Here is a 24,799-nt window from a genome sequence, read left to right as displayed (position 1 = left end):
CCACCTGACGGGTACAGCCATGCCAGAGATCAACGAAGCCATAGCAGACTCGAACAATGCCGAACCCGTGGGGCCGGCTCCCCAGGGCGAATTCATCAGCTTCCCGGGCTCGCCTTTCGAGCTGTACCAGCCCTATCCGCCGGCCGGCGACCAGCCGAAGGCCATCGACCAGCTGGTCGAGGGCGTGAGCGACGGCGAGGTGTTCCAGACCCTGCTGGGCGTGACTGGCTCGGGCAAGACCTTCACCATGGCCAACGTGATCGCCCGCACCGGGCGCCCGGCCATCGTGTTCGCGCCCAACAAGACCCTGGCGGCCCAGCTCTACAGCGAATTTCGCGAGTTCTTCCCGAAGAACGCCGTCGAGTACTTCGTCAGCTACTACGACTACTACCAGCCCGAGGCCTACGTGCCGCAGCGCGACCTGTTCATCGAGAAGGACTCCTCGATCAACGAGCACATCGAGCAGATGCGGCTGTCGGCCACCAAGAGCGTGCTGGAGCGGCGCGACACCGTGATCGTGGCCACCGTGAGCGCGATCTACGGCATCGGCACGCCCGAGGACTACATGGAGATGCGGCTGATCGCGCGCGTGGGCGACAAGGTCGGCCAGCGCGACCTGATCGCCCAGCTGATCCGCATGCAGTACACGCGCAACGAGCAGGACTTCGCGCGCGGCACCTTCCGCGTGCGCGGCGACACCATCGACGTGTTCCCGGCCGAGCACAGCGAGCTCGCCATCCGCTTCGAGCTGTTCGACGACGAGATCGAGTCGCTGCAGCTGTTCGACCCGCTGACCGGGCGCATCCGCCAGAAGGTGCCGCGCTTCACGGTCTACCCCTCGAGCCACTACGTGACGCCGCGCGACAAGGTGCTGGCGGCCGTGGAGACCATCAAGATCGAGCTCGACGGGCGGCTCAAGGAACTGGTGGCCGCGGGCAAGCTGGTGGAGGCCCAGCGCCTCGAGCAGCGCACCCGCTTCGACCTCGAGATGCTGGCCGAGATCGGCCACTGCAAGGGCATCGAGAACTACACGCGCCACCTCTCGGGCGCGGCGCCCGGCGACCCGCCGCCCACGCTGACCGACTACCTGCCGAAGGATGCCCTGATGTTCCTCGACGAGAGCCATCAGATGATCGGCCAGCTCGGCGGCATGTACAACGGCGACCGGGCGCGCAAGACCACGCTGGTGGAGTACGGCTTCCGGCTGCCGAGCGCGCTCGACAACCGGCCGCTCAAGCTCGAGGAATTCGAGAAGCGCATGCGCCAGTGCATCTTCGTGTCGGCCACGCCGGCCGACTACGAAAAGCAGCACGCCGGCCAGGTGGTCGAGCAGCTGGTGCGGCCCACCGGCCTGATCGATCCCGAGGTGGAGGTCCGGCCGGCCACCCACCAGGTCGACGACGTGCTGCAGGAGATCCACGTGCGCGTCGAGAAGAACGAGCGCGTGCTGATCACCACCCTGACCAAGCGCATGGCCGAACAGCTCACCGACTACCTGGGCGACAACGGCGTGAAGGTGCGCTACCTGCACAGCGACGTCGACACGGTCGAGCGCGTGGAGATCCTGCGCGACCTGCGCCTGGGCACTTTCGACGTGCTGGTGGGGATCAACCTGCTGCGCGAGGGGCTGGACATTCCCGAGGTGTCGCTGGTGGCGATCCTCGATGCCGACAAGGAAGGCTTCCTGCGCGCCGAGCGCTCGCTGATCCAGACCATCGGCCGGGCGGCGCGCAACCTGAACGGCAAGGCCATCCTGTATGCCGACCGGATGACCGAATCGATGAAGCGCGCCATCGGCGAGACCGAGCGCCGGCGCGCGCGCCAGATCGCCCACAACGAAGCCAACGGCATCACGCCACGCAGCATCGTGAAGCAGGTGCGCGACCTGATCGACGGCGTCTACAGCGAGAAGACTGGCAAGGAAATGGCCAAGCTGGACCTCGAGCGCGCCAAGGTCGAGGACATGAGCGAGAAGGACATCGCGCGCGAGATCAAGCGGCTCGAGAAGCAGATGCTCGAGCACGCCCGCAACCTCGAGTTCGAGAAGGCGGCGCGGGTGCGCGACCAACTGGCACTGCTGCGCGAGCAGGCCTTCGGCGCCGCGGGCAGCGACAACATCGCGATATCGCCGGCCAAGTAGGCCGAAGGTTTGCGCCGCCGGCGCCCCTGATCGCCCGGAATCGGGTTTACCCGAGCAAACTCGGGGGGCTTCTGATATACTTGAGCGAAACACTCAACAAAAAAGAAACTTCGCGATGAAGGACCGACTCACAACCACTGGCTCACCAGTGTCAAGAGTCGGGCAGGGCGGAGACGAGATCACCGTGGCTCCCGGGCAACGGTGTCATTTCAACGGTAAGCGCTAAAAAGGAGCTTGCGATGCGTCTCACTACCAAAGGCCGTTTTGCGGTCACAGCCATGATCGATCTGGCTCTGCGTCAGAACACCGGTCCGGTCACGCTGGCCGCGATCAGCCAGCGGCAGCAGATTTCGCTGTCGTACCTCGAACAACTCTTCGGCAAGCTGCGCCGTCACGAACTCGTCGAATCCACCCGGGGTCCGGGCGGTGGCTACAGCCTGGGCCGCAAGGCCGCCGACATCACCGTGGCCGACATCATCGTGTCGGTCGACGAACCGATCGACGCCACCCAGTGCGGCGGCAAGGAAAACTGCCTCGGCGAACAAGGCCGTTGCATGACCCATGAACTCTGGGCCTCGCTGAACCAGCGCATGGTCGAGTTCCTCGATTCGGTCACCCTGCAGAAGCTGGTCGACGATCAGATCGCCAAGGGCGTGCAGATCGAGAACAAGCCGGTCGTCAAGCGCGCCATTTCCGCGCAGCCGGTGGTCAAGCCGATCCGCGTCAATGCACCGAATTCGGTGTTTGCCCTGGGCAACGTCTTCGCCAAGTCCTGAGGACCGCGCGACGCCGAAGCTTCGAGTAGACCGACGCGGCGCCCACCGGGCGCCGCCAGCGAACGAACAGCGACCAAGAACAACCCCCCACGCCAGCACGAGCCAGCCATGGACGTAACTCCTCATTTCCCGATCTATCTCGACTACGGCGCCACCACGCCGGTCGACCCGCGTGTGGTCGACGCCATGATTCCCTGGTTGCGTGAGCACTTCGGCAACCCGGCGTCGCGCAGCCACGCCTGGGGCTGGGAAGCGGAAGAGGCGGTCGAGAAGGCCCGCGGCTACGTGGCCGAACTGATTGGCGCCGATCCGCGCGAGATCGTCTGGACCTCGGGCGCCACCGAGTCGAACAACCTCGCGCTCAAGGGCGCGGCGCAGTTCTACAAGGGCAAGGGCAAGCACCTGATCACGGTGAAGACCGAGCACAAGGCCGTGCTCGACACCATGCGCGAGCTCGAGCGCCAGGGCTTCGAGGTCACCTACCTCGATGTGCAGGAAGACGGCTTGCTCGACCTCGAGAAATTCAAGGCCGCGATCCGTCCCGACACCATCCTCGCGAGCGTGATGTTCGTGAACAACGAGATCGGCGTGGTGCAGGACGTCGTGGCGCTCGGCAACATCTGCCGCGAGAGGGGAGTGATCTTCCACGTCGACGCCGCGCAGGCCACCGGCAAGGTCGAGATCGACATCGCGAAGCTGCCGATCGACCTGATGAGCCTGGCGTCGCACAAGACCTACGGCCCCAAGGGCATCGGCGCGCTGTACGTGCGCCGCAAGCCGCGCGTGCGGCTCGAGGCCCAGATGCACGGTGGCGGCCATGAGCGCGGCATGCGCTCGGGCACGCTGCCCACGCACCAGATCGTGGGCATGGGCGAGGCCTTCCGCATCGCCAAGCTCGAGATGAAGGAAGACATCGCCAAGGCCGCGCGGCTGCAGAAGCGCCTGCTCGACGGCCTGAAGGACGTGGAGCAGGTCTTCATCAACGGCGACCTCGAGCACCGCGTGCCGCACAACCTGAACATGAGCTTCAACTACGTCGAGGGCGAGTCGCTGATCATGGGCATCAAGGGCCTGGCGGTGTCGTCGGGTTCGGCCTGCACCTCGGCCAGCCTCGAGCCCAGCTACGTGCTGCGCGCCCTGGGCCGCAGCGACGAACTGGCCCACAGCAGCCTGCGCATGACCATCGGCCGCTTCACGACCGAGGAAGAGATCGACTACGCCATCTCGACCATCAAGCACAACGTGGCCAAGCTGCGCGAATTGAGCCCCCTGTGGGAAATGTTCCAGGACGGCGTCGACATCAGCACGATCCAGTGGTCGGCGCACTGAGGCAGTGACGCGAGATCGCTCCGAAGCTCCACGATTGAACACAGTTTGAGAGGTACACCATGGCATATTCTTCCAAGGTCATCGACCACTACGAAAACCCGCGCAACGTCGGCTCCTTCGAAAAGGGCGACGACTCGGTCGGCACCGGCATGGTCGGCGCGCCGGCCTGCGGCGACGTGATGAAGCTGCAGATCAAGGTCAACCCCGAAACCGGCGTGATCGAAGACGCGCGCTTCAAGACCTACGGCTGCGGCTCGGCGATCGCCTCGTCGTCGCTCGTGACCGAATGGGTCAAGGGCAAGACGCTCGACGAAGCCGCCGCGCTCAAGAACGCGCAGATCGCCGAGGAACTGGCGCTGCCCCCGGTCAAGATCCACTGCTCGATCCTCGCCGAGGACGCGATCAAGGCGGCCGTGAGCGACTACAAGGCCAAGCACGGCGCGAAGAGCGCCGAAGCCGCGGCAGTGCACTGAGATGGCCGTCACGCTGACAGAAGCCGCCGCGCGCCATGTGAATCGCTACCTCGGCAAGCGAGGCAAGGGCGTGGGCGTGCGGCTGGGCGTGAAGACCACGGGCTGCTCGGGCCTGGCCTACAAGCTCGAGTACGTGGACGAGCTGACGCCAGAAGACGTGGTGTTCGAGGACCACGGCGTGAAGGTGCTGGTGGACCCGAAGAGCCTGGCCTACATTGACGGCACGCAGCTGGACTTCGTGCGCGAGGGCCTCAATGAGGGCTTCAAGTTCAACAACCCGAACGAGCGCGACCGCTGCGGTTGCGGGGAAAGCTTCCGCATCTGATGCGCAGTCGCTGACCGCGACAACAGCCGCCACCATGTCATGTGCTGGCGGTTTTTTCTTGCCATGAACCTGAACGACACCGACTTCGAGCTGTTCGCCGCCCCCGCGACTTTCGCGCAGGACCGCGCGGCGCTGGACGCGCGCTGGAAAGAACTGCAGCGCGAAGCCCATCCCGACCGTTTCGCGGCGCAGGGCGCGGCCGCGCAGCGCGTGGCCATGCAATGGTCGGTGCGCATCAACGAGGCCTACCAGCGGCTCAAGGACCCGGTGCGGCGCGCGAGCTACATCTGCGAGCTCCATGGCGCCCCGGTCAATGCCGAAAACAACACGGCGATGCCGCCTGACTTCCTGATGCAGCAGATGGAATGGCGCGAGGCGCTCGACGAGGTCGAGACCATCGCCGCGCTCGACAAGCTGCAAGCCGAGGTCGACGCAGGCCGCGCCCGCGCGCTCTCGTCGCTCGACTGGCTGATCGACGAGAAGGGCGACTACCCCGCCGCCGCGCAGCAGGTGAGAGCCCTCATGTTCATTGAGCGCTTCGGCCACGACGTCGAAGCCAAATCGGATCAATTGGGACAATAAGGGCATGGCTCTCCTCCAGATTTCAGAACCCGGCCAGGCCCCCGACCCGCATCAGCGCCGCATCGCCGTCGGCATCGACCTCGGCACCACGCATTCGCTGGTGGCCTCGGTGCGCAACGGCGTCGCCGAATGCCTGCCCGACGACCAGGGCCGCGTGCTGCTGCCCTCGGTGGTGCGCTACCTCGACAAGGAACGCCGCCAGATCGGTTTCGACGCGGTCGCCGCGCGCGCGCAGGACCCCTCGAACACCATCACCTCGGTCAAGCGGCTCATGGGCCGCGGGCTGGCCGACGTGACCCACCGCGAAGCGATGTCCTACGCCATCGGCGGTGGCGACGGCGGCATGGTGCAGGTGCACACCGCGGCGGGCGACAAGTCGCCGGTCGAGATCAGCGCCGAGATCCTCGCGACGCTGCGCTACCGCGCCGAGGACACCTTCGACGACGAGCTCTACGGCGCGGTCATCACCGTGCCCGCCTATTTCGACGAGGGCCAGCGCCAGGCCACGAAGGACGCGGCGCAACTGGCCGGCCTCAACGTGCTGCGGCTGATCAGCGAGCCCACCGCGGCCGCCATCGCCTACGGCCTCGACAACGCGAGCGAGGGCGTCTACGCCGTCTACGACCTGGGCGGTGGCACCTTCGACATCTCCATCCTGCGGCTCACGCAGGGTGTGTTCGAGGTCATCGCGACCGGCGGCGATTCGGCGCTCGGTGGTGACGACTACGACCATGCGCTGGCCGATTTCGTGCTGGCGCAAAGCGGTGTCCAGACCGCGAGCGAGACCGACAAGGCCGCCGTGCTCGTGGCGGCGCGCGCCGCCAAGGAAGCGCTGACCGATGCCGACACCGTGACCTTCGCCGCCGACGTGGGCGGCCAGCCGCTTCGCTTCGCGCTGCAGCGCGCGCAGTTCGACACGGCCACCAAGGCACTCACCGACCGCACCCTGGCCGCCGTGCGCAAGGCGCTGCGCGATGCCAGGCTCAAGGCCGACGACCTGCAGGGCATCGTGCTGGTGGGCGGGTCGACGCGCATGCCGCAGGTTCGCGAGGCCGTTGCCGAGTTCTTCGGGCGCGAGCCGCTGGTCAACCTCAACCCCGACGAGGTCGTCGCGCTCGGCGCCGCGATCCAGGCGAACCAGCTGGCCGGCAACAACGGCGCGGGCGAGCTGCTGCTGCTCGACGTGATTCCGCTGTCGCTGGGCCTCGAGACCATGGGCGGGCTGGTCGAGCGCATCGTGCCGCGCAACCAGACCATCCCGACCGCGATGGCGCAGGACTTCACCACCTACCAGGACGGCCAGACCGCGCTGGCGCTGCACGTGGTGCAGGGCGAGCGCGACCTGGTGGCCGATTGCCGCAGCCTCGCGCGCTTCACCTTGCGCGGCATTCCGCCGATGACCGCGGGCGCCGCGCGCATCCGCGTGACCTTCACGGTCGACGCCGACGGCCTGCTGAGCGTGAGCGCCAAGGAGCAGATGAGCGGCGTCGAAGCCAGCGTCACCGTCAAGCCTTCCTATGGGCTTTCGGACGACCAGATCGCGACCATGTTGCAGGAGAGCTTCTCGACCGCGCAGCAGGACATGCAGGCGCGCGCGCTGGTCGAGGCCCGCGTCGATGCCGAGCGCATGCTGCTCGCGACGAAGAGCGCGCTCGATGCCGACGGCGACCTGCTCGACGCCGAGGAGCGCGCAGCCATCGATGCCTCGATGGACGCGCTGCGCCTGGGTGCCCAGGGCAGCGACGCGGCCGCGATCGAAGCCGCGACCAAGGCGCTGGCCGAGATCACCGAACCCTTCGCCGCGCAGCGCATGAATGCCGGCATCGCCCGCGCGCTCTCGGGGCGCAAGGTCGAATCGCTTTAGTCCACGGTCCAGAACACCGCAAGAACGACAACGCAGCACTGCATGCCCACGATCAAGATTTATCCGCACCCCGAGTACTGCCCGCAAGGCGCCGAGATCACCGCGCCCGCGGGCACCTCGATCTGCGAGGCCCTGCTCGACAACGACATCAACATCGAGCACGCCTGCGAGATGAGCTGCGCCTGCACCACCTGCCACGTGATCGTGCGCGTGGGCGGCGGCTCGCTCAACGAGGCGGCGGAGGGCGAGGAAGACCTGCTCGACCGCGCCTGGGGCCTGGAGCCGCAATCGCGCCTGAGTTGCCAGGCGATCCTGGCGCAGGAGAATGTGACGATCGAGATTCCGAAGTACTCGATCAACCACGCGAAGGAAAACCACTGATGAGTCGTCTGATCGTTCTCGATACGGAAACCACGGGCCTGTCGGCCGAGAACGGCGACCGGGTCATCGAGCTGGGCTGCGTGGAGCTGTTCAACCGCAAGCTCACCGGCAACGACCTGCACATCTACTTCAACCCCGAGCGCGAGAGCCACGAGGACGCGCTCAAGGTGCACGGCCTGACGACCGACTTCCTGCGCGACAAGCCGAAGTTCGCCACCCTGGCCAACGACATCGTGGAGTACCTGCGCGGCGCCGAGTTGATCATCCACAACGCGGCCTTCGACGTGGGCTTCCTCAACAAGGAATTCGAGCGCGCCGGCCTGCCGCCGCTCAAGACCTTCGTGAGCGAAGTGACCGACACGCTGGCCATGGCCAAGCAGGTGTACCCGGGCAAGCGCAACTCGCTCGACGCGCTGTGCGACCGCTTCGGCGTCGACCGCTCGAACCGGACCTTCCACGGCGCCAAGCTCGACGCCCAGCTGCTGGCCGACGTCTACATCAACCTCACGCGCGGCCAGGACGCGCTGCTGATCGACGTGGCCACCACCGAGCCCGAAGTGGGCACCACGGTGATTGCCATCGACCTGCGCAGCATCGAGCTGCCGGTGCTGGTGGCAACCGAGCACGAACTGGCCGAGCACGACGCCGTGTTGTCGCAGCTCGACAAATCGAGCAACGGTCGCACACTCTTTCGCCAAAACGCTTGAAAAGCTGTGGCATAATCTAAGGCTTCGCAGAACGCGATTCATCCAGGCGCTGAAGCCCATCGAAAAGATCGGGCAGAGGCGTCAGGGGCGGTTAGCTCAGGGGTAGAGCACAGCATTCACACTGCTGGGGTCGGAGGTTCGAAACCTCCACCGCCCACCAATTTCCAGGTTCCATTTCTCTTTTCCGTCGGCGCATCTGCCCCGACGGCATTGCCGTTGGCCTGTCGGCGCGCACCGACGCCAAGTGCCGTCGCGTGCTGCTGGTTTCGCGTGCCTTCGCGCCTAGAACCGATGGCACGACCGCAACCCAGGAGAACAGATCATGGCGACCGCACCCGATCTTCCGACGCCGATCACGCCCACGCCGGGCCTGCCCGTGGAGCCCGACGAGGGGCCGAACAAGGCGCCCGACGAGCCCACCGATCCCGAGCCGCCGCCGACCGCGACCTGATCTTCCCCGGTGCGGCGCTCGCGCTAAGCTCGCCGCATGGACGATCTCGATTGCGCCGTCATCGGCGGTGGTGTGGTGGGTTTGGCCGTGGCGCGCGCACTCGCGCTCGCGGGCCGTGAAGTGATGGTGCTCGAGGCCGAAGGCGCCATCGGCACCGGCACGAGTTCGCGCAACAGCGAAGTCATTCATGCGGGGATTTACTACCCCAAAGGCTCGCTGAAGGCGACGCTCTGCGTCGAGGGCAAGCAACTGCTGTATGCCTACGCCGAAGCGCGCGGCGTGCCGCACCGGCGCTGCGGCAAGCTGATCGTCGCGACCTCGGTCGAACAGGTGGTGGAGCTCGAGGCGATCCGTCTCAAGGCCGCGGCCAATGGTGTCGACGACCTCGAACAGATTTCGGCGGCGCAGGCCGTCGTGCTGGAACCGCAACTGCGCTGCATGGCCGCGTTGGTCTCGCCGAGCACGGGCATCGTCGACAGCCATGCGCTGATGCTGAGCCTGCTTGGCGATCTCGAGAATGCGGGCGGCATGCTGGCGTTGAAGTCGGCCGTGACGCGGGCTGACCTGGAGGAGGGCGGCATCGTCTTGACGGCGCAAGACGGCACGCGGTTGCGCTGCCGCAGCGTGGTCAACGCAGCCGGCCTGGGAGCGCCCGATCTGGCGCGCCACTTCGGAGGACTCGCCACCGAGACCGTTCCCACCGCTCATTTCGCGAAGGGCAACTACTTCACCCTGTCGGGCCGCGCGCCCTTCGGCCGGCTGGTCTATCCGGTGCCCGAGCCCGGCGGCCTCGGCGTGCACCTGACGATCGACCTTGGCGGGCAGGCCAAGTTCGGACCCGACGTGCAATGGGTGAGCTCGCCCGACGACCTGGTGGTGGACCCGGCGCGCGGCGATGCCTTCTATGCCGAGGTGCGCAAGTACTGGCCCGCGCTGCCCGATGGCGCGCTGATCCCGGGCTATGCGGGCATGCGGCCGAAGATCTCGGGCCCCGGCGATCCCGCGGCCGACTTCCGCATCGACGGACCGCGCGAGCATGGCGTGCGAGGTCTCGTCAACCTGTTCGGCATCGAATCGCCGGGGCTCACGAGCAGTCTCGCGATCGGCCGCCATGTGGTGGATCTGCTCGCGGCCGAGGACTGAATTCCGCGTCGATCGCGAACGATCTCTTGCAGAACTCTTTGTGGATGCAGGCCTGTGTGGCCGATGGAGCCTGTAACATGACAGCACGCCATTTGTAGGCGTGAAGCCGCCGGCGCGGTGCCGGTGTCATCACGGAGGAAGGTTTCCAATGAGTGCATCCAAGAATCTCGAGGCGGCAGCCGAGGACATCGCGAGCGACGTGCGTGGCGTGCTCGCCAGCAAGGACCTGGATTCGGTTCCCCACATCAAGGCGCTGCGCCAGCGCATCGACACCAAGCTCGCGATCGCCCGCGAGCTCGCCGCCGAGAAGAGCCGCCTCGCCGCCAAGAAGGCCCGCGAAGCCGCCTCGGCCACCAACGCCTATGCCCACGACGAACCCTGGCAGATCGCCGCAGGCGCGCTGGCCGTCGGTGTGCTGGTGGGCCTGCTGCTTGGTCGCCGCTGATCGAACCATGATGACGGGGGGCTGCCGATGAGGTTGCTCTCCCTGCTCGGACTGGACCGGCGCCTGCGCCGGCTGCGCATTGCCGCGGCCGAAGGCGCGATGGCCGCCGAAGACCGTGTGCAGCTGCTGCGCATGGCCTGGGAGGAGGAGAAGCAGCGGCTCAAGCTGGTGCTGGTCCTCGCGATCGTGCTGCTGGGCCTGACGACGATCGCCGTCGCACTGCTGTCCGTGGCCGTCGTGGTCCATTTCTGGGACACGCCGCAGCGCACCACCGCCGCCTGGTCGGTGGCCGCGCTCTGGATCGTGCTGTGGCTCGCGGCCGCCTGGGGCCTGTGGACCCAGCTGCGTGGTGCCTCGAACAGCTTCACGCCGACCCGCGAGGAACTGGCGCGTGACTGGACCTGGGTGCAGGAGCGCTTCGGGCTCGGCGACGAGCCCGGGGAAGAGGATGAGCCGGCGCCCCGCCGTCCGGCCACGCGCGAGGAACTGATCGAACGCATCGAGCGCCAGCGCCTGCGCATCGCGACCTTGCAGGGTGGCGGTACCGCCGCGGCGCAAGGCGAGGAGCGGTCGGCACCTCCGCCGCCCGACGAAACCCCTACCGCCACGGCGCTGCGCATCGCGCGCGAGCATCCGGTGGCTACGGGCGTTGCCGTGGCTGCGGCGCTGGTGGTGGTTCGCCCGAAGCGCCTGCTGCGCTGGGCGACCTTCGTCGCGCCGATCCTCTGGCGCATGCGCTGAAACGGCCGGCGAGCCACGCTCGCCTGATGTCCCGCTGAAAAAACTCAGGCGCTGCCGCGATCCCGCTGCAGCGCCTGCGCCGTTTCATGGACCAGTGCCGGGCCGCGGTAGATCAGGCCGGTGTAGATCTGCACCACGTCCGCGCCCGCCGCGATCTTGGCCTTGGCATCGGCCGCGCCGAGGATGCCGCCCACGCCGACGATCGGGAAGTCCTTGCCCAATGCGGCGCGCAGCTGGGCGATCACGCGGTTGCTCGATTCGCGCACCGGCGCACCCGACAGGCCACCGGCTTCCTTCGCATGCTGCAGTCCCTCGACCGCGTCGCGCGCCAGCGTGGTGTTGGTGGCGATCACGCCGTCCATGCCATGGCGGCGCAGCGTCGCGGCGATGACGGCCACCTGCGCCTCGTCGAGGTCGGGCGCGATCTTCACGAACAGTGGCACGCGGCGCGGCGCGCCGCCGAGAGGCTGGCGCGCCAGCGTCTCGCGCCGCTCGGCCACGGCGCCCAGCAGCGCGTCGAGCGCCTCGTCGCTCTGCAGGCTGCGCAGGTTGGCGGTGTTGGGGCTCGAGATGTTGATCGTCACGTAGTCGGCATGCGGGTACACGCCATCGAGGCAGGCGATGTAGTCGTCCACCGCGCGCTCGATCGGCGTGGCGGCGTTCTTGCCGATGTTCAGGCCCAGCAGCATCGGCGCCTTCGCGCGGCCCGCGTTGCGGCGGAAGCGCGCCTTCTGCACGTTGGCCAGGAAGGCGGCCAGTCCGTCGTTGTTGAAGCCGAGCCGATTGATCAGCGCCTGGCGTTCGGGCAGGCGGAACATGCGCGGGCGCGGATTGCCGGGCTGGCCCTTGGGCGTGACGGTGCCGACCTCGACGAAGCCGAAGCCCATGGCGGCGAAGGCGTCGATGCAGCGCGCGTTCTTGTCGAGGCCGGCGGCGAGGCCGACGCGGTTCGGGAACTGCAGGCCGGCCAGGGTGACGGGATCGTCGACGCGCGGCGCCGAGTAGGCGCAGGCCAGCGGCGTGTTCTGCGTGCGCGCGAGCCCGTCGAGCGTCAGTTCATGGGCGTGCTCCGGGTCGAAACCGAACAGGAAAGGGCGGGCCAGGCCGTAGAGCGAGGAGGGCAGCAGGGACATCGTCGGATAATTCGGGGCTTCAATGAGCCCAGGATTCTCCGCGATGACCGCACCCCTTCCTTCTTCTTCCGCCGCACCCGCCACCATCTCCCAGGACGAACTCAAGGCCCAGGTGGGCCGCGCCGCCCTGGCCTACGTGGTGAAGGGCGAGATCGTGGGCGTGGGCACCGGCTCGACGGTCAACAAGTTCATCGACGCGCTGGCCACGATCAAGGACCAGATCCGCGGCGCCGTCTCGAGCTCGATCGCCTCCACCGAGCGCCTGCGGGCGCTGGGCATCCAGGTGTTCGACAGCAACGAGGTCGAGGAGCTGGGCGTCTACATCGACGGTGCCGACGAGATCGATCCACGGGGTTTCATGGTGAAGGGCGGCGGTGCCGCGCTCACGCGCGAGAAGATCATCGCGGCCCAGTCGCGCCGCTTCGTCTGCATCGCCGATGCCTCGAAGCTGGTCGACACGCTCGGTGCCTTTCCGCTGCCGGTCGAGGTGATCCCGATGGCGGCGCGCCGCGTGATGCGGCAGTTCGCGGCGCTCGGCGGCCAGGCCCAGGTGCGCGAGAAGGACGGCCTGCCGCTGGTCACCGACAACGGCCAGCACATCGTCGACGTGACGGGCCTGAAGATCGCCGATCCGCTGGCCTTCGAATCCGAGGTGAGCCAGTGGCCCGGCGTGGTCACCGTCGGCGTGTTCGCGCACCAGAAGGCGCATGTGTGCCTGCTCGGCACGCCCGAGGGCGTGCGCACGCTGGACTTCGCCTGATCAGAACTTGATGCCGGCCGGGTTCTCCGGCGTCGGGCCGCTCGGCGGTGCCGCGGGCAGCGGCTGCTCGTCGGGGGCCGCGCGCGCGGCGGCGGGTGCGGGCACCGGCGCGCGCGTGACCTGCGCGACCATCGGCTGCGCCGGCGGATTGCGGTAGCCGCTGGGCAGGCCGTTGCTCCTGGGATAGCCGGCCGCGTCGAGGTATTGCCCCCATTGCGTGTCGGAGAAGCCGGGCAATTGCTGCGTGCCGATGGTCAACAGCGGCAGCGAGGTCTGGCCGCTGAGCTTCTGCAGCGCCTCCACGTCCTGGTTGCCGTTCACCGTGCGTTCCTGGAACGGGATGCCGCGCGTGGTGAGCAGCGTGCGTGCCATCGCGCAGGGGCTGCAGTCGTCGCCGCTGTAGAGCGTCACGGGATAGCGCTGGGCGATCTGGCGCAGCTCGTAGGGCAGGCCCGCATTGGCGGCGGCGCCGGGCGCCGGCTGCGCATTGGCGGCTGGTTCGGTGCTGGCGGTGGGCGCGCGGTCCGAGAAGGTGACCCGGCCGTTCTTGTCGACCTGCCGGTAGACCGGTTGCGCCATCGCGCCCGCGACGGCGAGCAGGAGGACGAAACCGGTCAGGCGACTTGGTGAGAATTTGTAAATCGGGCGCATGGCCCGAGTATCTCAAGCTTCAGCGCCGCATCAAGCCGGCTGCGGCTCGGCCATGCCCTGGTGTCGCAGCAGCGCATCAAGCTGGGGTTCGCGGCCGCGGAAGGCCTTGAACGACTCCATCGCGCTGCGGCTGCCGCCGGCCTCGAGGATGGCCTGGCGATACTTGCGGCCGGTCTCGATGCTGGGTTCGCCGTTGGCGCCCACGGTTTCCTCGAAGGCCGCGTAGGCGTCGGCGCTCAGCACCTCGGCCCACTTGTAGCTGTAGTAGCCGGCCGCGTAGCCGCCCGAGAAGATGTGGCTGAAGGTGTTCGGCGTGCGGCTGAAGGGCGGCGAGGGCATCACGGCCACCTCGGCGCGCACCTGGGCCAGCAGCGCGAGCACGTCGCCGGGCTTCGCGGCCGCGGCGTGGTACTCGGTATGCAGCAGCATGTCGAACAGCGAGAACTCGATCTGGCGCAGCGTCTGCAGGCCGCTCTGGAAGTTCTTGGCCGCGGTCATCTTGTCGAACAGCGCGCGCGGCAGCGGCTCGCCGGTGTCGACGTGGGCCGTCATGTGGCTCAGCACGTCCCACTCCCAGCAGAAGTTCTCCATGAACTGGCTCGGCAGTTCGACCGCGTCCCATTCGACGCCGCTGATGCCCGAGACGTCGCGCTCGTTCACCTGCGTGAGCATGTGGTGCAGGCCATGGCCGAACTCGTGGAACAGGGTGGTCACGTCGTCGTGCGTGAGCAGCGGCGGCTTGCCGCCCACGCCCTCGGCGAAATTGCAGACCAGTTGCGCGATCGGCGTTTGCAGCCGGCCGTCGTCGGGCCGCAGCCAGCGCGCGCGCACGTCGTCCATCCAGGCGCCGCCGCGCTTGGCGGCACGCGCGGAGGGGTCGAGGTAGAACTGGCCGACCTTCTGGCCGGCGCGCTCGATGCGGTAGAACTCGACGCTCGGATGCCAGGTCGGCGCGCTGTCGCGGCGGATCGAGACCTCGAACAGCGTCTCGACGATCTTGAACAGGCCCGCCATCACCTTGGGCGCCGGGAAGTACTGCTTGACCTCCTGTTCGCTGAAGGCGTAGCGCGCTTCCTTGAGCTTCTCGCCGACGTAGCTCCAGTCCCAGGGTTGCGGATCGGCCAGGCCCAGCTGGGTGGACGCGAAAACGCGCAGGTCGGCGAGGTCGCGCTCGCCGTAGGGGCGGGCCTTGGCGGCCAGGTCGCGCAGGAACTTCACCACCTGCTCGGGCGACTCGGCCATCTTCGGCACCACCGAGAGCTCGCCGAAGTTGCGGTAGCCCAGCAGCTTGGCCTCTTCCTCGCGCAGCGCGAGGATCTCGCTGATCAGGGCCGTGTTGTCGAAGGCCGGGTCGCCGAGTTCGCTGGCGCGCGTGACGTAGGCGCGGTAGAGCGTCTCGCGCAGTGCGCTGCTCTTGGCGAACTGCATCACCGGCAGGTAGCAGGGCATCTTGAGCGTGAGCTTGTAGCCGTCCTTGGCCTCGGCTTCGGCCGCGGCGCGCGCGGCGTTGACCACGTCCTCGGGCACGCCCTCGAGCTCGCCGAACTGCGCGTAGTAGGCGAAGGCATCGGTCGCATCGAGCGCGTTCTCGCTGAACTTCTGGCTCAGCTCGGCCTGGCGTTCCTGGATCTCGGCGAAGCGCTGCTTGGCCTCGCCCTGCAGCTCGGCGCCGCCGAGCACGAAGTTGCGCACCGCGTTGCGATGCGCCTGGCGCTGCTCGGCATCGAGCGTGGCGACGTCGATCGACTTGTACTTCGCGTACAGGCGCTCGTCGGAGCCCAGGCGGGTCCAGAACGCGGTCACGCGCGGCATCGCCTCGTTGTAGGCGGCGCGCAGCTCGGGCGTGTCGGCCACGGCGTTGAGATGGCCGACCGCGCTCCAGGCGCGGCTGAAGCGTTCCGAGGCCACGTCGAGCACCTTGGAGATCGCGCTCCAGCTCGCGGGGAAGTCGGGGGCCGTCACCGTCTGCAGCGCGGTCTCGGCATCGGCGAGCAGCACGTCGACCGCGGGGGCGACGTGTTCGGGCCGGATGCGGTCGAACAGCGGGAGGTCGGTGAAATCGAGGAGGGGGTTGTTCGAGGTGGCCATGGTGTTCACTTGGCGACGCGTTCGGCCGCTTCAAGGGTGTTGGCGAGCAGCATGGCGCGCGTCATCGGGCCGACGCCGCCGGGCACCGGCGTGATCCAGCCGGCGACTTCCTTCACGCCGTCGAAATCGACGTCGCCCGCGAGCTTGCCGTCTTCCTTGCGGTTCATGCCGACGTCGATGACCACCGCGCCGGGCTTGACCATGTCGGCCGTGAGGAGGTTGAGCTTGCCAACGGCGGCCACGATCACGTCGGCCTGGCGCGTGATGGCGCCCAGGTCCTGCGTGGCGCTGTGGCAGATGGTCACGGTGGCGCTCTTGGCCAGCAGCATCATGGCCATCGGCTTGCCGACGATGTTGCTGCGGCCGATCACCACCGCGTGCTTGCCGCGCAGGTCGTAGCCGATGGACTCGAGCATCTTCATGCAGCCGAAGGGCGTGCAGGGCCAGAAGCCCGGCGCGCCGGTCATCAGCGCGCCGGCGCTCGCGACGTGGAAGCCGTCGACGTCCTTCGCGGGCGAGATGGTCTCGATGACCTTCTGGCTGTCCATGTGCTTGGGCAGCGGCAACTGCACCAGGATGCCGTGCACCGCCGGGTCGTCGTTGAGCACGCGGATGCGCGCGAGCAGGTCGGCCTCGCTCAGGTCGGCCGGGTAGGTCTCGAGCGTGGCCGAGAGGCCGGTCTGCGTGCTGTCGTTGACCTTGTGCTTGGTATAGACCTGGCTGGCCGGGTCCTCGCCCACGAGGATGATGGAAAGGGCCGGGTTCACGCCGCGGGCCTTGAGCGCCGCGGTGCGGCCGGCGACTTCGGCGCGGATGGTTTTGGCGAGGGCGTTGCCGTCGATCAGTTGGGCGGTCATCGGTTTCGATTTTCCAAGTAAAAACGCCCGCTTGCGCAGGCGTGGGGGTCATGCATCGCTATCAGGCAGATAGCTGGCTTCTAGGCCTTGGCAGCGGGCGCCGCCTGTCCGAGCGCGATCTTCAGCAGATCGGCCACGGTGTTGGCGTTGAGCTTCTCCATGATGTTGGCGCGATGCGCCTCGACGGTCTTGATGCTGATGCCGAGGTCGTCGGCGATCTGCTTGTTGAGGCGGCCGGCGACGATGCGCTCGAGCACCTGCGCCTCGCGGCCCGTGAGCTTGGACAGCAGCGCGTCGCGGCTGGCCGACTGCTGGTGCTGCGTGAAGGCGCCGCGCGCGTGTTCGAGCATGCGCTCGACCAGCGCGACGAGTTCCTCGTCGTTGAAGGGCTTCTGGATGAAATCCATCGCGCCCTTCTTCATGCTGTCGACGGCCATCGGTACGTCGCCGTGGCCGGTGATGACCACGATCGGCAGCGGCGAACGGCGCTCGATCAACCGGTCCTGCAGCTCCAGGCCCGTCATGCCACCCATGCGGATGTCGACGATCAGGCAGGCCACCTCGCGGGGATCGTAGCGGGAGAGGAAGGACTCGGCGGAATCGAAACAGCGGACCCGGTAGTCCTTGCCTTCGAGCAGCCATTGGAGCGAATCGCGTACCGCTTCGTCGTCATCGACGACATACACAGTGCCCTTTTTCGGAATCAAACTCATGCAGGTACCTTTACCTCGTCACTTGCTAGGGAACTGATAGCGTCCAACACCGGAATCCAGAAGGAGAAACGGCATCCGATCACATCCGGGCCATTGTAGATGTTCTCCGCCTGCATCCGGCCGCGGTGCGACTCGACGATGGTGCGGCACAGATTCAGGCCGATGCCCATGCCCTCGGGCTTGGTCGAGAAGAAGGCCTCGTAGAGCCGGTCCATGACCTCGGGCGCGAGGCCCTTGCCGGTGTCCTGCACCGAGAACTCGATCGCGTTGTGGCCCTCGATCACCTTCGGCAGCACGCGCAGTTCGACGCTGCGCCGCGCCAGCGGGCGCTCGGCGAGGTCGATCGACTCGGCTGCGTTCTTCAGCAGGTTGACCATCACCTGCTCGATCAGGATCGGGTCGACGCGCACCATCGGCAGCCGCGCCGCCACGTAGTGGTTCAGGCGCACGTTGCGCCGGCGCAGCTCGATGCCGGCCAGCTCGACCGCCTCGCTGACCATGGTCGCGACGTCGGCCGGCGTTCGGTTGGGTTCGCTGCGCTTCACGAAGGAACGGATGCGCTGGATGATCTGGCCCGCGCGCTGGGCCTGCTTCGAGGTCTTCTCGAGCGCGGCCAGCAGCGCATCGTTGTCGATCGACTGGCTCTTGATGCGCGACATCATCCCGTTGCAGTAGTTGCTGATCGCGGTCAGTGGCTGGTTGAGTTCGTGCGCCACGCTCGAGGCCATTTCGCCCATGGTGATCAGCCGGCTCGCGGACTGCGCGCGGTCGGCCTGCGCGGCGGCCTGTTCCTCGGCATCGCGGCGCGGCGTGATGTCGGTGGCGATCACCAGCTGCGCCAGGCGGCCGTCGACCCAGGTCAGGTAGCGCGAGCGCACCTCGAGCCACTTGCCGAGCTCGGGCACGAAGATCTCGTTGTTGGCCGCCTGCGCCGCGGTCAGCGTGTCGATCGGCAGGCCGGCGTAGGGGTCGACGTCGTCCAGGCCTTCGTCGTGCGCGTTCGAGGCCGGCACGCCGGCCTGCGCCACCATGCCCAGGTGGCCGACGGTGTCGGAGCCGAACCACAGGCGGTAGAGCTTGTTGGCGAACAGCAGCTCCTCGCTGCCGATCGGCGCCACCGACACCGCGGCGTCGAGCGCCTCGAGCACGGTAGTGAAGCGCTCGTACGAGGCCGACAGCTGTTCGCGGATGCGCGTGGGCTCGGTGATGTCGGTCATCGAGGTCATCCAGCCGGTCTGGTGGCCGCGCGCGTCGATCAGCGGCGACACGTACAGCCGCGCATCGAACACGCTGCCGTTCTTGCGCTTCACGCGCACCTGGAAGCCGCCGGGCAGGGCGCGGCCGTGCAGTTCCTCCTCGAGCCGCTCGTTCATGATCTCGCGGTCGGACTCGAGCCAGTAGGGGAAGGGCGGTGTCTGGCCGACCAGCTCCTCCTCGGCCCAGCCGGTCATCGCGCAGAAGGCGGCGTTGACGTAGGTGATGCGGCCCTGCAGGTCGAGCACCCGCATGCCGGTCAGCATCGAGTTCTCCATCGCGCGGCGGAAGTTGGTCTCGGCCACCAGCCGCTGCTGCGCCTGCAGCCTGCGGCGCGTGTGGCGCCAGGTGCCGATCAGCATCCAGCTGGTGAGCACGCTGAGCGCGCAGACCAGCCAGAACAGCCCGTTGCCGACCACGCCCTGCGAGGTGCGGTAGGCCTGGGCGCGCAGCACCAGCGCGTTGCCCACGGGCGAGACCGGCACTTCGTATTCGTTGGTGCGTTCGCTCCAGGGCAGGAGGCGCGCGCCGGTCTCGCGCAGGTTGGCGGTGTTGCCCGCGATCACCTTGCCCTTGGCGTCGAGCAGCGACACCGCGTAGCGCGCCTGCACCTCGGAAGGCATGCCGTAGCGCAGCAGGCCGTCGACCGAGAACTCGCCGAGCACCACGCCCGCGAACAGGCCTTGGTCGAACAGCGGGATGTGCAGCTGCAGCATGGCCGGCGGATCGCCGCCGGCCGCGGGCTGGGAGAACACCGGCTGGCGCAGTTCGCGCGCCAGCGCGTAGTTGCTCTCGATGTCGCCGGGGCGCAGCACGTCGCCGATCAGGTGCTGCTGCGCCGGATGCACGCTGGGCGCGGCATAGCCGGCCTTGAAGCGGCGGCGGTCGTCGATCCAGGTGATGGTCTGCAGCTCGGGGAACTGGCTGACCAGCGATTCGGCGCGGCTGGTGAACTCGATCGGGTCGATCTCGCGGTTGGAGGCATCGCGCGCGATGCGCATCAGCTGCTCCTGGCGTTCCAGCAACCGCAGCCGCAGGCGTTGCTGGGCGTATTCGACGTCGCGGCGCACCGATTCCTGCTCGCGCTCGACCTCCTCGGTGCGCAGGTACCAGAAGGCGGTGACGATCGCCGCGAGGAACAGCAGCACGGCGGCCATCGGGGCCAGCATCGCGACGGCGTCCTGCAGCACCGGGGTCTGGCGGCGCCACCAGCGGCGCCACCACGACAGCGGCGAGGCGTTGACGGCACTGCGGGCCACGGCCAGCGGGGAGGAAAAAGGCATTGCGGGAGTTTATTAGGTGGCGGGCTTCCCAAGGCCCGGGTTATCGACGGTGGCACTGGTCCCGGCACGGTCTAGGGCTGGCTGAAAATCGTCAGAATGTCACATTAAGAAATCTATACGCACTATTTGAAATCTCATTATTTCTGTGCGACACTCCGCGCGCTCACACGCAGAGCGCCTAAATTACGCCCACAGCCCCAAAAGGAGAGACAAGCATGTCGGCAAATCCCGAGAAGCAATTCGGCCCGGCCGCGAACGACGCGGATTCCCAGGAAACGCGCGAGTGGATGGATGCCCTGTCCGCCGTGATCCAGAGCGAGGGCCCCGAGCGTGCGCACTTCCTGCTCGAACAGCTTCTGGAACACGCCCGCCAGAACACGGTCGACATGCCGTTCTCGGCCAACACGGGCTATGTCAACACCATCGAAACCTCGCAGGAAGCCCGCAGCCCCGGCAACCTCGAGATCGAACAGCGCCTGCGCGCCTACATGCGCTGGAACGCGATGGCGATGGTGGTCAAGGCCAACCGGCACCACCCGGCCGAAGGCGGCGACCTCGGCGGCCACATCGGCTCCTTCGCCTCGCTGGCCAGCATGTTCGGCGCCGGCTTCAACCACTTCTGGCACGCCGAGAGCGAGAACCACGGCGGCGACCTGCTCTACATCCAGGGCCACGTCTCGCCCGGCATCTATGCCCGCGCCTACCTCGAAGGCCGCCTGACCGAGGAGCAACTGCTCAACTTCCGCCAGGAAGTCGACGGCAAGGGCCTGTCGAGCTACCCGCACCCCAAGCTGATGCCCGAGTTCTGGCAGTTCCCCACGGTGTCGATGGGCCTGGGCCCGCTGATGGCGATCTACCAGGCGCGCTTCCTCAAGTACCTGCATGCCCGCGGCATCGCCAACACCGAGAACCGCAAGGTCTGGGTCTTCTGCGGCGACGGCGAGATGGACGAGGTCGAATCGCTGGGCGCGATCGGCCTGGCGGCGCGCGAGAACCTCGACAACCTGATCTTCGTCATCAACTGCAACCTGCAGCGCCTCGACGGCCCGGTGCGCGGCAACGGCAAGATCATCCAGGAGCTCGAAGGCGAGTTCCGCGGCGCCAACTGGAACGTGGTCAAGCTGATCTGGGGCAAGGGCTGGGACGCGCTGCTCGAGAAGGACCATGACGGCGCGCTGCGCAAGATCATGATGGAGTGCAACGACGGCGACTACCAGTCGTTCAAGGCCAACGACGGCGCCTACGTGCGCAAGAACTTCTTCGGCCGCGATCCGCGCACCTTGAAGATGGTCGAGCACCTGAGCGACGACGAGGTCTGGAACCTGCAGCGCGGCGGCCACGACTCGCAGAAGGTCTACGCGGCCTTCCACTCGGCCCAGAACCACAAGGGCCAGCCCACGGTGCTGCTCGTCAAGACCGTCAAGGGCTTCGGCATGGGCAAGATCGGCGAGGGCAAGAACACGGTCCACCAGACCAAGAAGCTCAACGACGACGACATCCGCGCCTTCCGCGACCGCTTCAACATCCCGATCCCCGACAGCCAGATCGCCGAGCTGCCGTTCTACAAGCCGGCCGACGACACGCCGGAAATGCGCTACCTGCACGAGCGTCGCAAGGCGCTGGGCGGCTACCTGCCGCACCGCCGCGTCAAGGCCGAGGAGAGCTTCACCGTGCCCGCGCTCGACACCTTCAAGGCGGTGCTCGAACCCACCGCCGAAGGCCGCGAGATCTCGACCACGCAGGCCTACGTGCGCTTCCTCACGCAGCTGCTGCGCGACCAGGCCCTGGGCCCGCGCGTGGTGCCGATCCTCGTGGACGAGGCGCGCACCTTCGGCATGGAAGGCCTGTTCCGCCAGATCGGCATCTACAACCCGCACGGTCAGCAGTACACCCCGGTCGACAAGGACCAGGTCATGTACTACAAGGAAGACAAGGCCGGCCAGATCCTGCAAGAGGGCATCAACGAAGCCGGCGGCATGTCGAGCTGGATCGCGGCGGCGACCTCGTACAGCACCAACAACCGCATCATGGTGCCGTTCTACGTGTACTACTCGATGTTCGGCTTCCAGCGCATCGGCGATCTGGCCTGGGCGGCCGGCGACATGCAGGCGCGCGGCTTCCTGCTCGGCGGCACCTCGGGACGCACCACGCTCAACGGCGAAGGCCTGCAGCACGAGGACGGCCACAGCCACATCCTGGCCAACACCATCCCGAACTGCGTGAGCTACGACCCGACCTTCGCGCACGAAGTCGGCGTGATCCTGCACCATGGCTTGAAGCGCATGGTCGAGAAGCAGGACAACGTCTACTACTACATCACGCTGCTCAACGAGAACTACCCGATGCCCGGCCTGCAGCCCGGCACCGAGGAACAGATCATCAAGGGCATGTACCTGACGCGTCAGGGCCCGGCGATCAAGGCCGCCAAGGGCAAGGAAGCGCCGACCGTGCAACTGCTCGGCAGCGGCACCATCCTGCGCGAGAGCTTCTTCGCGCAGGAGCTGCTCGAACAGGACTGGGGCGTCTCGGCATCGGTGTGGAGCTGCCCGAGCTTCAACGAGCTGACGCGCGACGGCCAGGACGCCGACCGCTGGAACCTGCTGCACCCGACCGAGGAAGCGCGCGTGCCCTTCGTGGCGCAGCAGCTCGCAGCGAGCACCGGCCCGGTGGTCGCCTCGACCGACTACATGAAGGCCTACGCCGAGCAGATCCGTCCCTTCATCCCCAAGGGCCGCAACTACAAGGTGCTGGGCACCGACGGCTTCGGCCGCAGCGACTTCCGCAACAAGCTGCGCGAGCACTTCGAGGTCAACCGCCACTACATCGTGGTGGCCGCGCTCAAGGCCCTGGCCGAGGACGGCGTGCTGCCGGCCGCCAAGGTGGCCGAGGCGATCAAGAAGTACGGCATCAATGCCGACAAGGTGAACCCGCTCTACGCGTAATCACGATTCCCCACAACCAAGACGCGCCTTCCGGCGGGAGACAAACGATATGGCAGCAGTGGAAGTCAAGGTACCCGACATCGGCGATTTCGATGAAGTCGCTGTGATCGAGGTGCTGGTGAAAGTGGGCGACACGGTCAAGCCCGAGCAGTCGCTCATCACCGTGGAGTCGGACAAGGCCTCGATGGAGATTCCGTCGTCGTCCGCCGGCGTGGTCAAGGAACTCAAGGTCGAGGTCGGCAGCAAGGTGAAGGAAGGTTCGGTGGTGCTGGTGCTCGAGGCCGAAGGGGCCGGCCAGGCCGCCGCGCCGGCGCCCGCGGCCAGTGCTCCGGCACCCGCGGCCAGCGCGCCGGCACCGGCCGCTGCGGCACCCGCACCTGCTGCGGCGGCTGCACCGGCCGCCGCAGCGGGCCCGGTCGACGTGAAGGTGCCCGACATCGGCGACTTCAAGGACGTCGCGGTCATCGAGGTGCTGGTCAAGCCCGGCGACACCATCAAGGTCGAGCAGTCGCTGATCACGGTCGAATCGGACAAGGCCTCGATGGAGATCCCGTCGTCGGCCGCCGGCACGCTCAAGGAACTCAAGGTCAAGGTCGGCGACGTCGTCAACATCGGCGACCTGATCGCGGTGATCGAAGGCGCTGCCCCCGCTGCAGGCGCCGCGCCCGCACCGGCGCCGGCTCCCGCGGCTGCAGCCGCCGCTGCGCCCGCCACGGCTTCGGCCTCCGCGCCCGCACCGGCTCCGGCTGCTCCCGCGCCGGCGGCCGCCGCGCCGCACGATCCCACCAAGAGCCCGTCGGCCGGCCTGCCGCACGCCTCGCCCTCGGTGCGCAAGTTCGCGCGCGAGCTCGGCGTGCCGCTCGAGGAGGTCAAGGGTTCCGGTCCCAAGGGCCGCATCACGCAGGAAGACGTCCAGGGCTTCACCAAGGCCGTGATGAGCGGTCAGGCGACCACCAAGGCTTCCGCCGCGGCCAAGCCCGCGGCCGGTGGCGGTGCCGACGGCGCCGCGCTGGGCCTGCTGCCCTGGCCGAAGGTCGACTTCACGAAGTTCGGCACGGTCGAGCGCAAGGACCTGTCGCGCATCAAGAAGATCAGCGGCGCGAACCTGCACCGCAACTGGGTGATGATCCCGCACGTCACGAACAACGACGATGCCGACATCACCGAGCTCGAAGCCTTCCGCGTTGCCACCAACAAGGAGAACGAGAAGTCGGGCGTGAAGGTCACGATGCTGGCCTTCGTGATCAAGGCGGCGGTCTCGGCGCTCAAGAAGTTCCCCGAGTTCAACACCAGCCTCGACGGCGACACGCTGGTCTACAAGCAGTACTTCCACATCGGCTTCGCGGCCGACACGCCCAACGGCCTGGTCGTGCCCGTGCTGCGCGATGCCGACAAGAAGGGCATCCTGCAGATCAGCCAGGAGATGGGCGAGCTCGCCAAGAAGGCGCGCGACGGCAAGCTCGGCGCGGCCGACATGCAGGGCGGCTGCTTCTCGATCAGCTCGCTCGGCGGCATCGGCGGCACGCACTTCACGCCGATCATCAATGCTCCCGAAGTGGCCATCCTCGGCCTCTCGAAGAGCGCGATGAAGCCGGTGTGGGACGGCAAGCAGTTCGTGCCGCGCCTGACGCTGCCGCTGTCGCTGTCGTACGACCACCGCGTCATCGACGGTGCCTCGGCGGCGCGTTTCAACGCCTACCTGGGCCAGGTGCTCGCCGACTTCCGCCGCGTGCTGCTATGAGCGCCCAGGCTGCTTCGGCG

Annotated in this window: 22 protein-coding genes and 1 tRNA gene; 17 read left to right on the top strand and 6 right to left on the bottom strand. The window is 67.5% G+C overall.

Annotated features, from left to right (window positions below):
- Positions 1 to 19 precede the first annotated feature (19 nt).
- The 14 genes from uvrB to AC07PU_RS06535 all read left to right on the top strand — a co-directional run bounded on the left by uvrB (position 20) and on the right by AC07PU_RS06535 (position 11,357).
- Positions 20 to 2,140 (top strand): excinuclease ABC subunit UvrB, encoded by a 2,121-nt coding sequence (gene uvrB / locus AC07PU_RS06600; protein ID WP_490875560.1) that lies wholly within the window; start codon positions 20 to 22, stop codon positions 2,138 to 2,140.
- Positions 2,141 to 2,379: 239 nt separating this feature from the next.
- Positions 2,380 to 2,916 carry a Fe-S cluster assembly transcriptional regulator IscR gene (gene iscR, locus AC07PU_RS06595; protein WP_056580055.1) on the top strand — a complete coding sequence of 179 codons (537 nt, stop codon included), beginning with the start codon at positions 2,380 to 2,382 and terminating at the stop codon, positions 2,914 to 2,916.
- A 108-nt stretch (positions 2,917 to 3,024) separates the two neighbouring features.
- Positions 3,025 to 4,245, top strand: a complete 1,221-nt coding sequence (locus AC07PU_RS06590) for an IscS subfamily cysteine desulfurase (RefSeq protein WP_495316214.1) — start codon at positions 3,025 to 3,027, stop codon at positions 4,243 to 4,245.
- A 59-nt stretch (positions 4,246 to 4,304) separates the two neighbouring features.
- Positions 4,305 to 4,718: a Fe-S cluster assembly scaffold IscU gene (iscU, locus tag AC07PU_RS06585; RefSeq protein ID WP_093342667.1), complete on the top strand. Its 414-nt coding sequence runs from the start codon at positions 4,305 to 4,307 to the stop codon at positions 4,716 to 4,718.
- A 1-nt stretch (position 4,719) separates the two neighbouring features.
- Entirely contained in the window at positions 4,720 to 5,043 is a 324-nt protein-coding gene (iscA, locus tag AC07PU_RS06580; RefSeq protein ID WP_057593654.1) for an iron-sulfur cluster assembly protein IscA, read from the top strand.
- A 63-nt stretch (positions 5,044 to 5,106) separates the two neighbouring features.
- Positions 5,107 to 5,625, top strand: a complete 519-nt coding sequence (hscB, locus tag AC07PU_RS06575) for a Fe-S protein assembly co-chaperone HscB (protein WP_495316211.1) — start codon at positions 5,107 to 5,109, stop codon at positions 5,623 to 5,625.
- A 4-nt stretch (positions 5,626 to 5,629) separates the two neighbouring features.
- Entirely contained in the window at positions 5,630 to 7,489 is a 1,860-nt protein-coding gene (gene hscA / locus AC07PU_RS06570) for a Fe-S protein assembly chaperone HscA (protein ID WP_495316209.1), read from the top strand.
- A gap of 42 nt (positions 7,490 to 7,531) precedes the next feature.
- Positions 7,532 to 7,870 carry an ISC system 2Fe-2S type ferredoxin gene (gene fdx / locus AC07PU_RS06565; protein ID WP_495316207.1) on the top strand — a complete coding sequence of 113 codons (339 nt, stop codon included), beginning with the start codon at positions 7,532 to 7,534 and terminating at the stop codon, positions 7,868 to 7,870.
- Positions 7,870 to 8,577, top strand: coding sequence for a DNA polymerase III subunit epsilon (gene dnaQ, locus AC07PU_RS06560; RefSeq protein WP_093342661.1), 708 nt, complete (start codon positions 7,870 to 7,872; stop codon positions 8,575 to 8,577). Before fdx ends, dnaQ begins: the two co-directional genes overlap by 1 nt.
- A gap of 85 nt (positions 8,578 to 8,662) precedes the next feature.
- Positions 8,663 to 8,737: transfer RNA gene (locus AC07PU_RS06555), tRNA-Val, on the top strand.
- Positions 8,738 to 8,899: 162 nt separating this feature from the next.
- Complete coding sequence (locus tag AC07PU_RS06550; protein WP_093343433.1) at positions 8,900 to 9,028, top strand: stereocilin; 129 nt, start codon at positions 8,900 to 8,902, stop codon at positions 9,026 to 9,028.
- Between the two features lie 36 nt (positions 9,029 to 9,064).
- Positions 9,065 to 10,171, top strand: a complete 1,107-nt coding sequence (locus AC07PU_RS06545) for an NAD(P)/FAD-dependent oxidoreductase (RefSeq protein WP_495316205.1) — start codon at positions 9,065 to 9,067, stop codon at positions 10,169 to 10,171.
- 148 nt (positions 10,172 to 10,319) lie between these two features.
- Entirely contained in the window at positions 10,320 to 10,616 is a 297-nt protein-coding gene (locus AC07PU_RS06540) for a glycine zipper domain-containing protein (RefSeq protein ID WP_057593661.1), read from the top strand.
- 27 nt (positions 10,617 to 10,643) lie between these two features.
- On the top strand, positions 10,644 to 11,357 hold the full coding sequence (locus AC07PU_RS06535) for a phage holin family protein (RefSeq protein ID WP_493205278.1): 714 nt from the start codon (positions 10,644 to 10,646) through the stop codon (positions 11,355 to 11,357).
- 44 nt (positions 11,358 to 11,401) lie between these two features.
- Here AC07PU_RS06535 and AC07PU_RS06530 read toward each other — a convergent pair whose 3' ends face one another.
- Positions 11,402 to 12,490, bottom strand: coding sequence for a quinone-dependent dihydroorotate dehydrogenase (locus AC07PU_RS06530; protein ID WP_495316203.1), 1,089 nt, complete (start codon positions 12,488 to 12,490; stop codon positions 11,402 to 11,404).
- Positions 12,491 to 12,533: 43 nt separating this feature from the next.
- Here AC07PU_RS06530 and rpiA point away from each other — a divergent pair, with 43 nt between their 5' ends.
- Entirely contained in the window at positions 12,534 to 13,250 is a 717-nt protein-coding gene (rpiA, locus tag AC07PU_RS06525) for a ribose-5-phosphate isomerase RpiA (protein WP_398499624.1), read from the top strand.
- Here rpiA and AC07PU_RS06520 read toward each other — a convergent pair whose 3' ends face one another.
- The 5 genes from AC07PU_RS06520 to AC07PU_RS06500 form a co-directional block, all read right to left on the bottom strand.
- Complete coding sequence (locus AC07PU_RS06520; protein WP_495316200.1) at positions 13,251 to 13,901, bottom strand: glutaredoxin family protein; 651 nt, start codon at positions 13,899 to 13,901, stop codon at positions 13,251 to 13,253.
- 30 nt (positions 13,902 to 13,931) lie between these two features.
- Entirely contained in the window at positions 13,932 to 15,989 is a 2,058-nt protein-coding gene (locus tag AC07PU_RS06515; RefSeq protein ID WP_495316198.1) for a M3 family metallopeptidase, read from the bottom strand.
- Between the two features lie 5 nt (positions 15,990 to 15,994).
- On the bottom strand, positions 15,995 to 16,846 hold the full coding sequence (folD, locus tag AC07PU_RS06510) for a bifunctional methylenetetrahydrofolate dehydrogenase/methenyltetrahydrofolate cyclohydrolase FolD (protein WP_296797854.1): 852 nt from the start codon (positions 16,844 to 16,846) through the stop codon (positions 15,995 to 15,997).
- Between the two features lie 80 nt (positions 16,847 to 16,926).
- The gene (locus tag AC07PU_RS06505) at positions 16,927 to 17,559 is read right to left on the bottom strand and encodes a response regulator transcription factor (RefSeq protein WP_057593667.1); all 633 of its coding nucleotides are present in this window, start codon (positions 17,557 to 17,559) and stop codon (positions 16,927 to 16,929) included.
- Positions 17,556 to 20,096: a PAS domain-containing sensor histidine kinase gene (locus tag AC07PU_RS06500; protein ID WP_093342651.1), complete on the bottom strand. Its 2,541-nt coding sequence runs from the start codon at positions 20,094 to 20,096 to the stop codon at positions 17,556 to 17,558. The genes AC07PU_RS06505 and AC07PU_RS06500 overlap by 4 nt, the downstream gene beginning before the upstream one ends.
- A 215-nt stretch (positions 20,097 to 20,311) precedes the next feature.
- Between AC07PU_RS06500 and aceE the strand changes: the two genes are divergently transcribed.
- Both aceE and aceF read left to right on the top strand, forming a co-directional pair.
- Positions 20,312 to 23,038: a pyruvate dehydrogenase (acetyl-transferring), homodimeric type gene (gene aceE / locus AC07PU_RS06495; RefSeq protein ID WP_208512224.1), complete on the top strand. Its 2,727-nt coding sequence runs from the start codon at positions 20,312 to 20,314 to the stop codon at positions 23,036 to 23,038.
- Between the two features lie 49 nt (positions 23,039 to 23,087).
- Positions 23,088 to 24,779 (top strand): dihydrolipoyllysine-residue acetyltransferase, encoded by a 1,692-nt coding sequence (aceF, locus tag AC07PU_RS06490; RefSeq protein ID WP_495316194.1) that lies wholly within the window; start codon positions 23,088 to 23,090, stop codon positions 24,777 to 24,779.
- Positions 24,780 to 24,799: the final 20 nt, after the last annotated feature.

This window comes from Variovorax sp. GW821-FHT10D07 (assembly GCF_059415325.1).
This window is presented reverse-complemented; position numbering and strand designations above follow the sequence as displayed.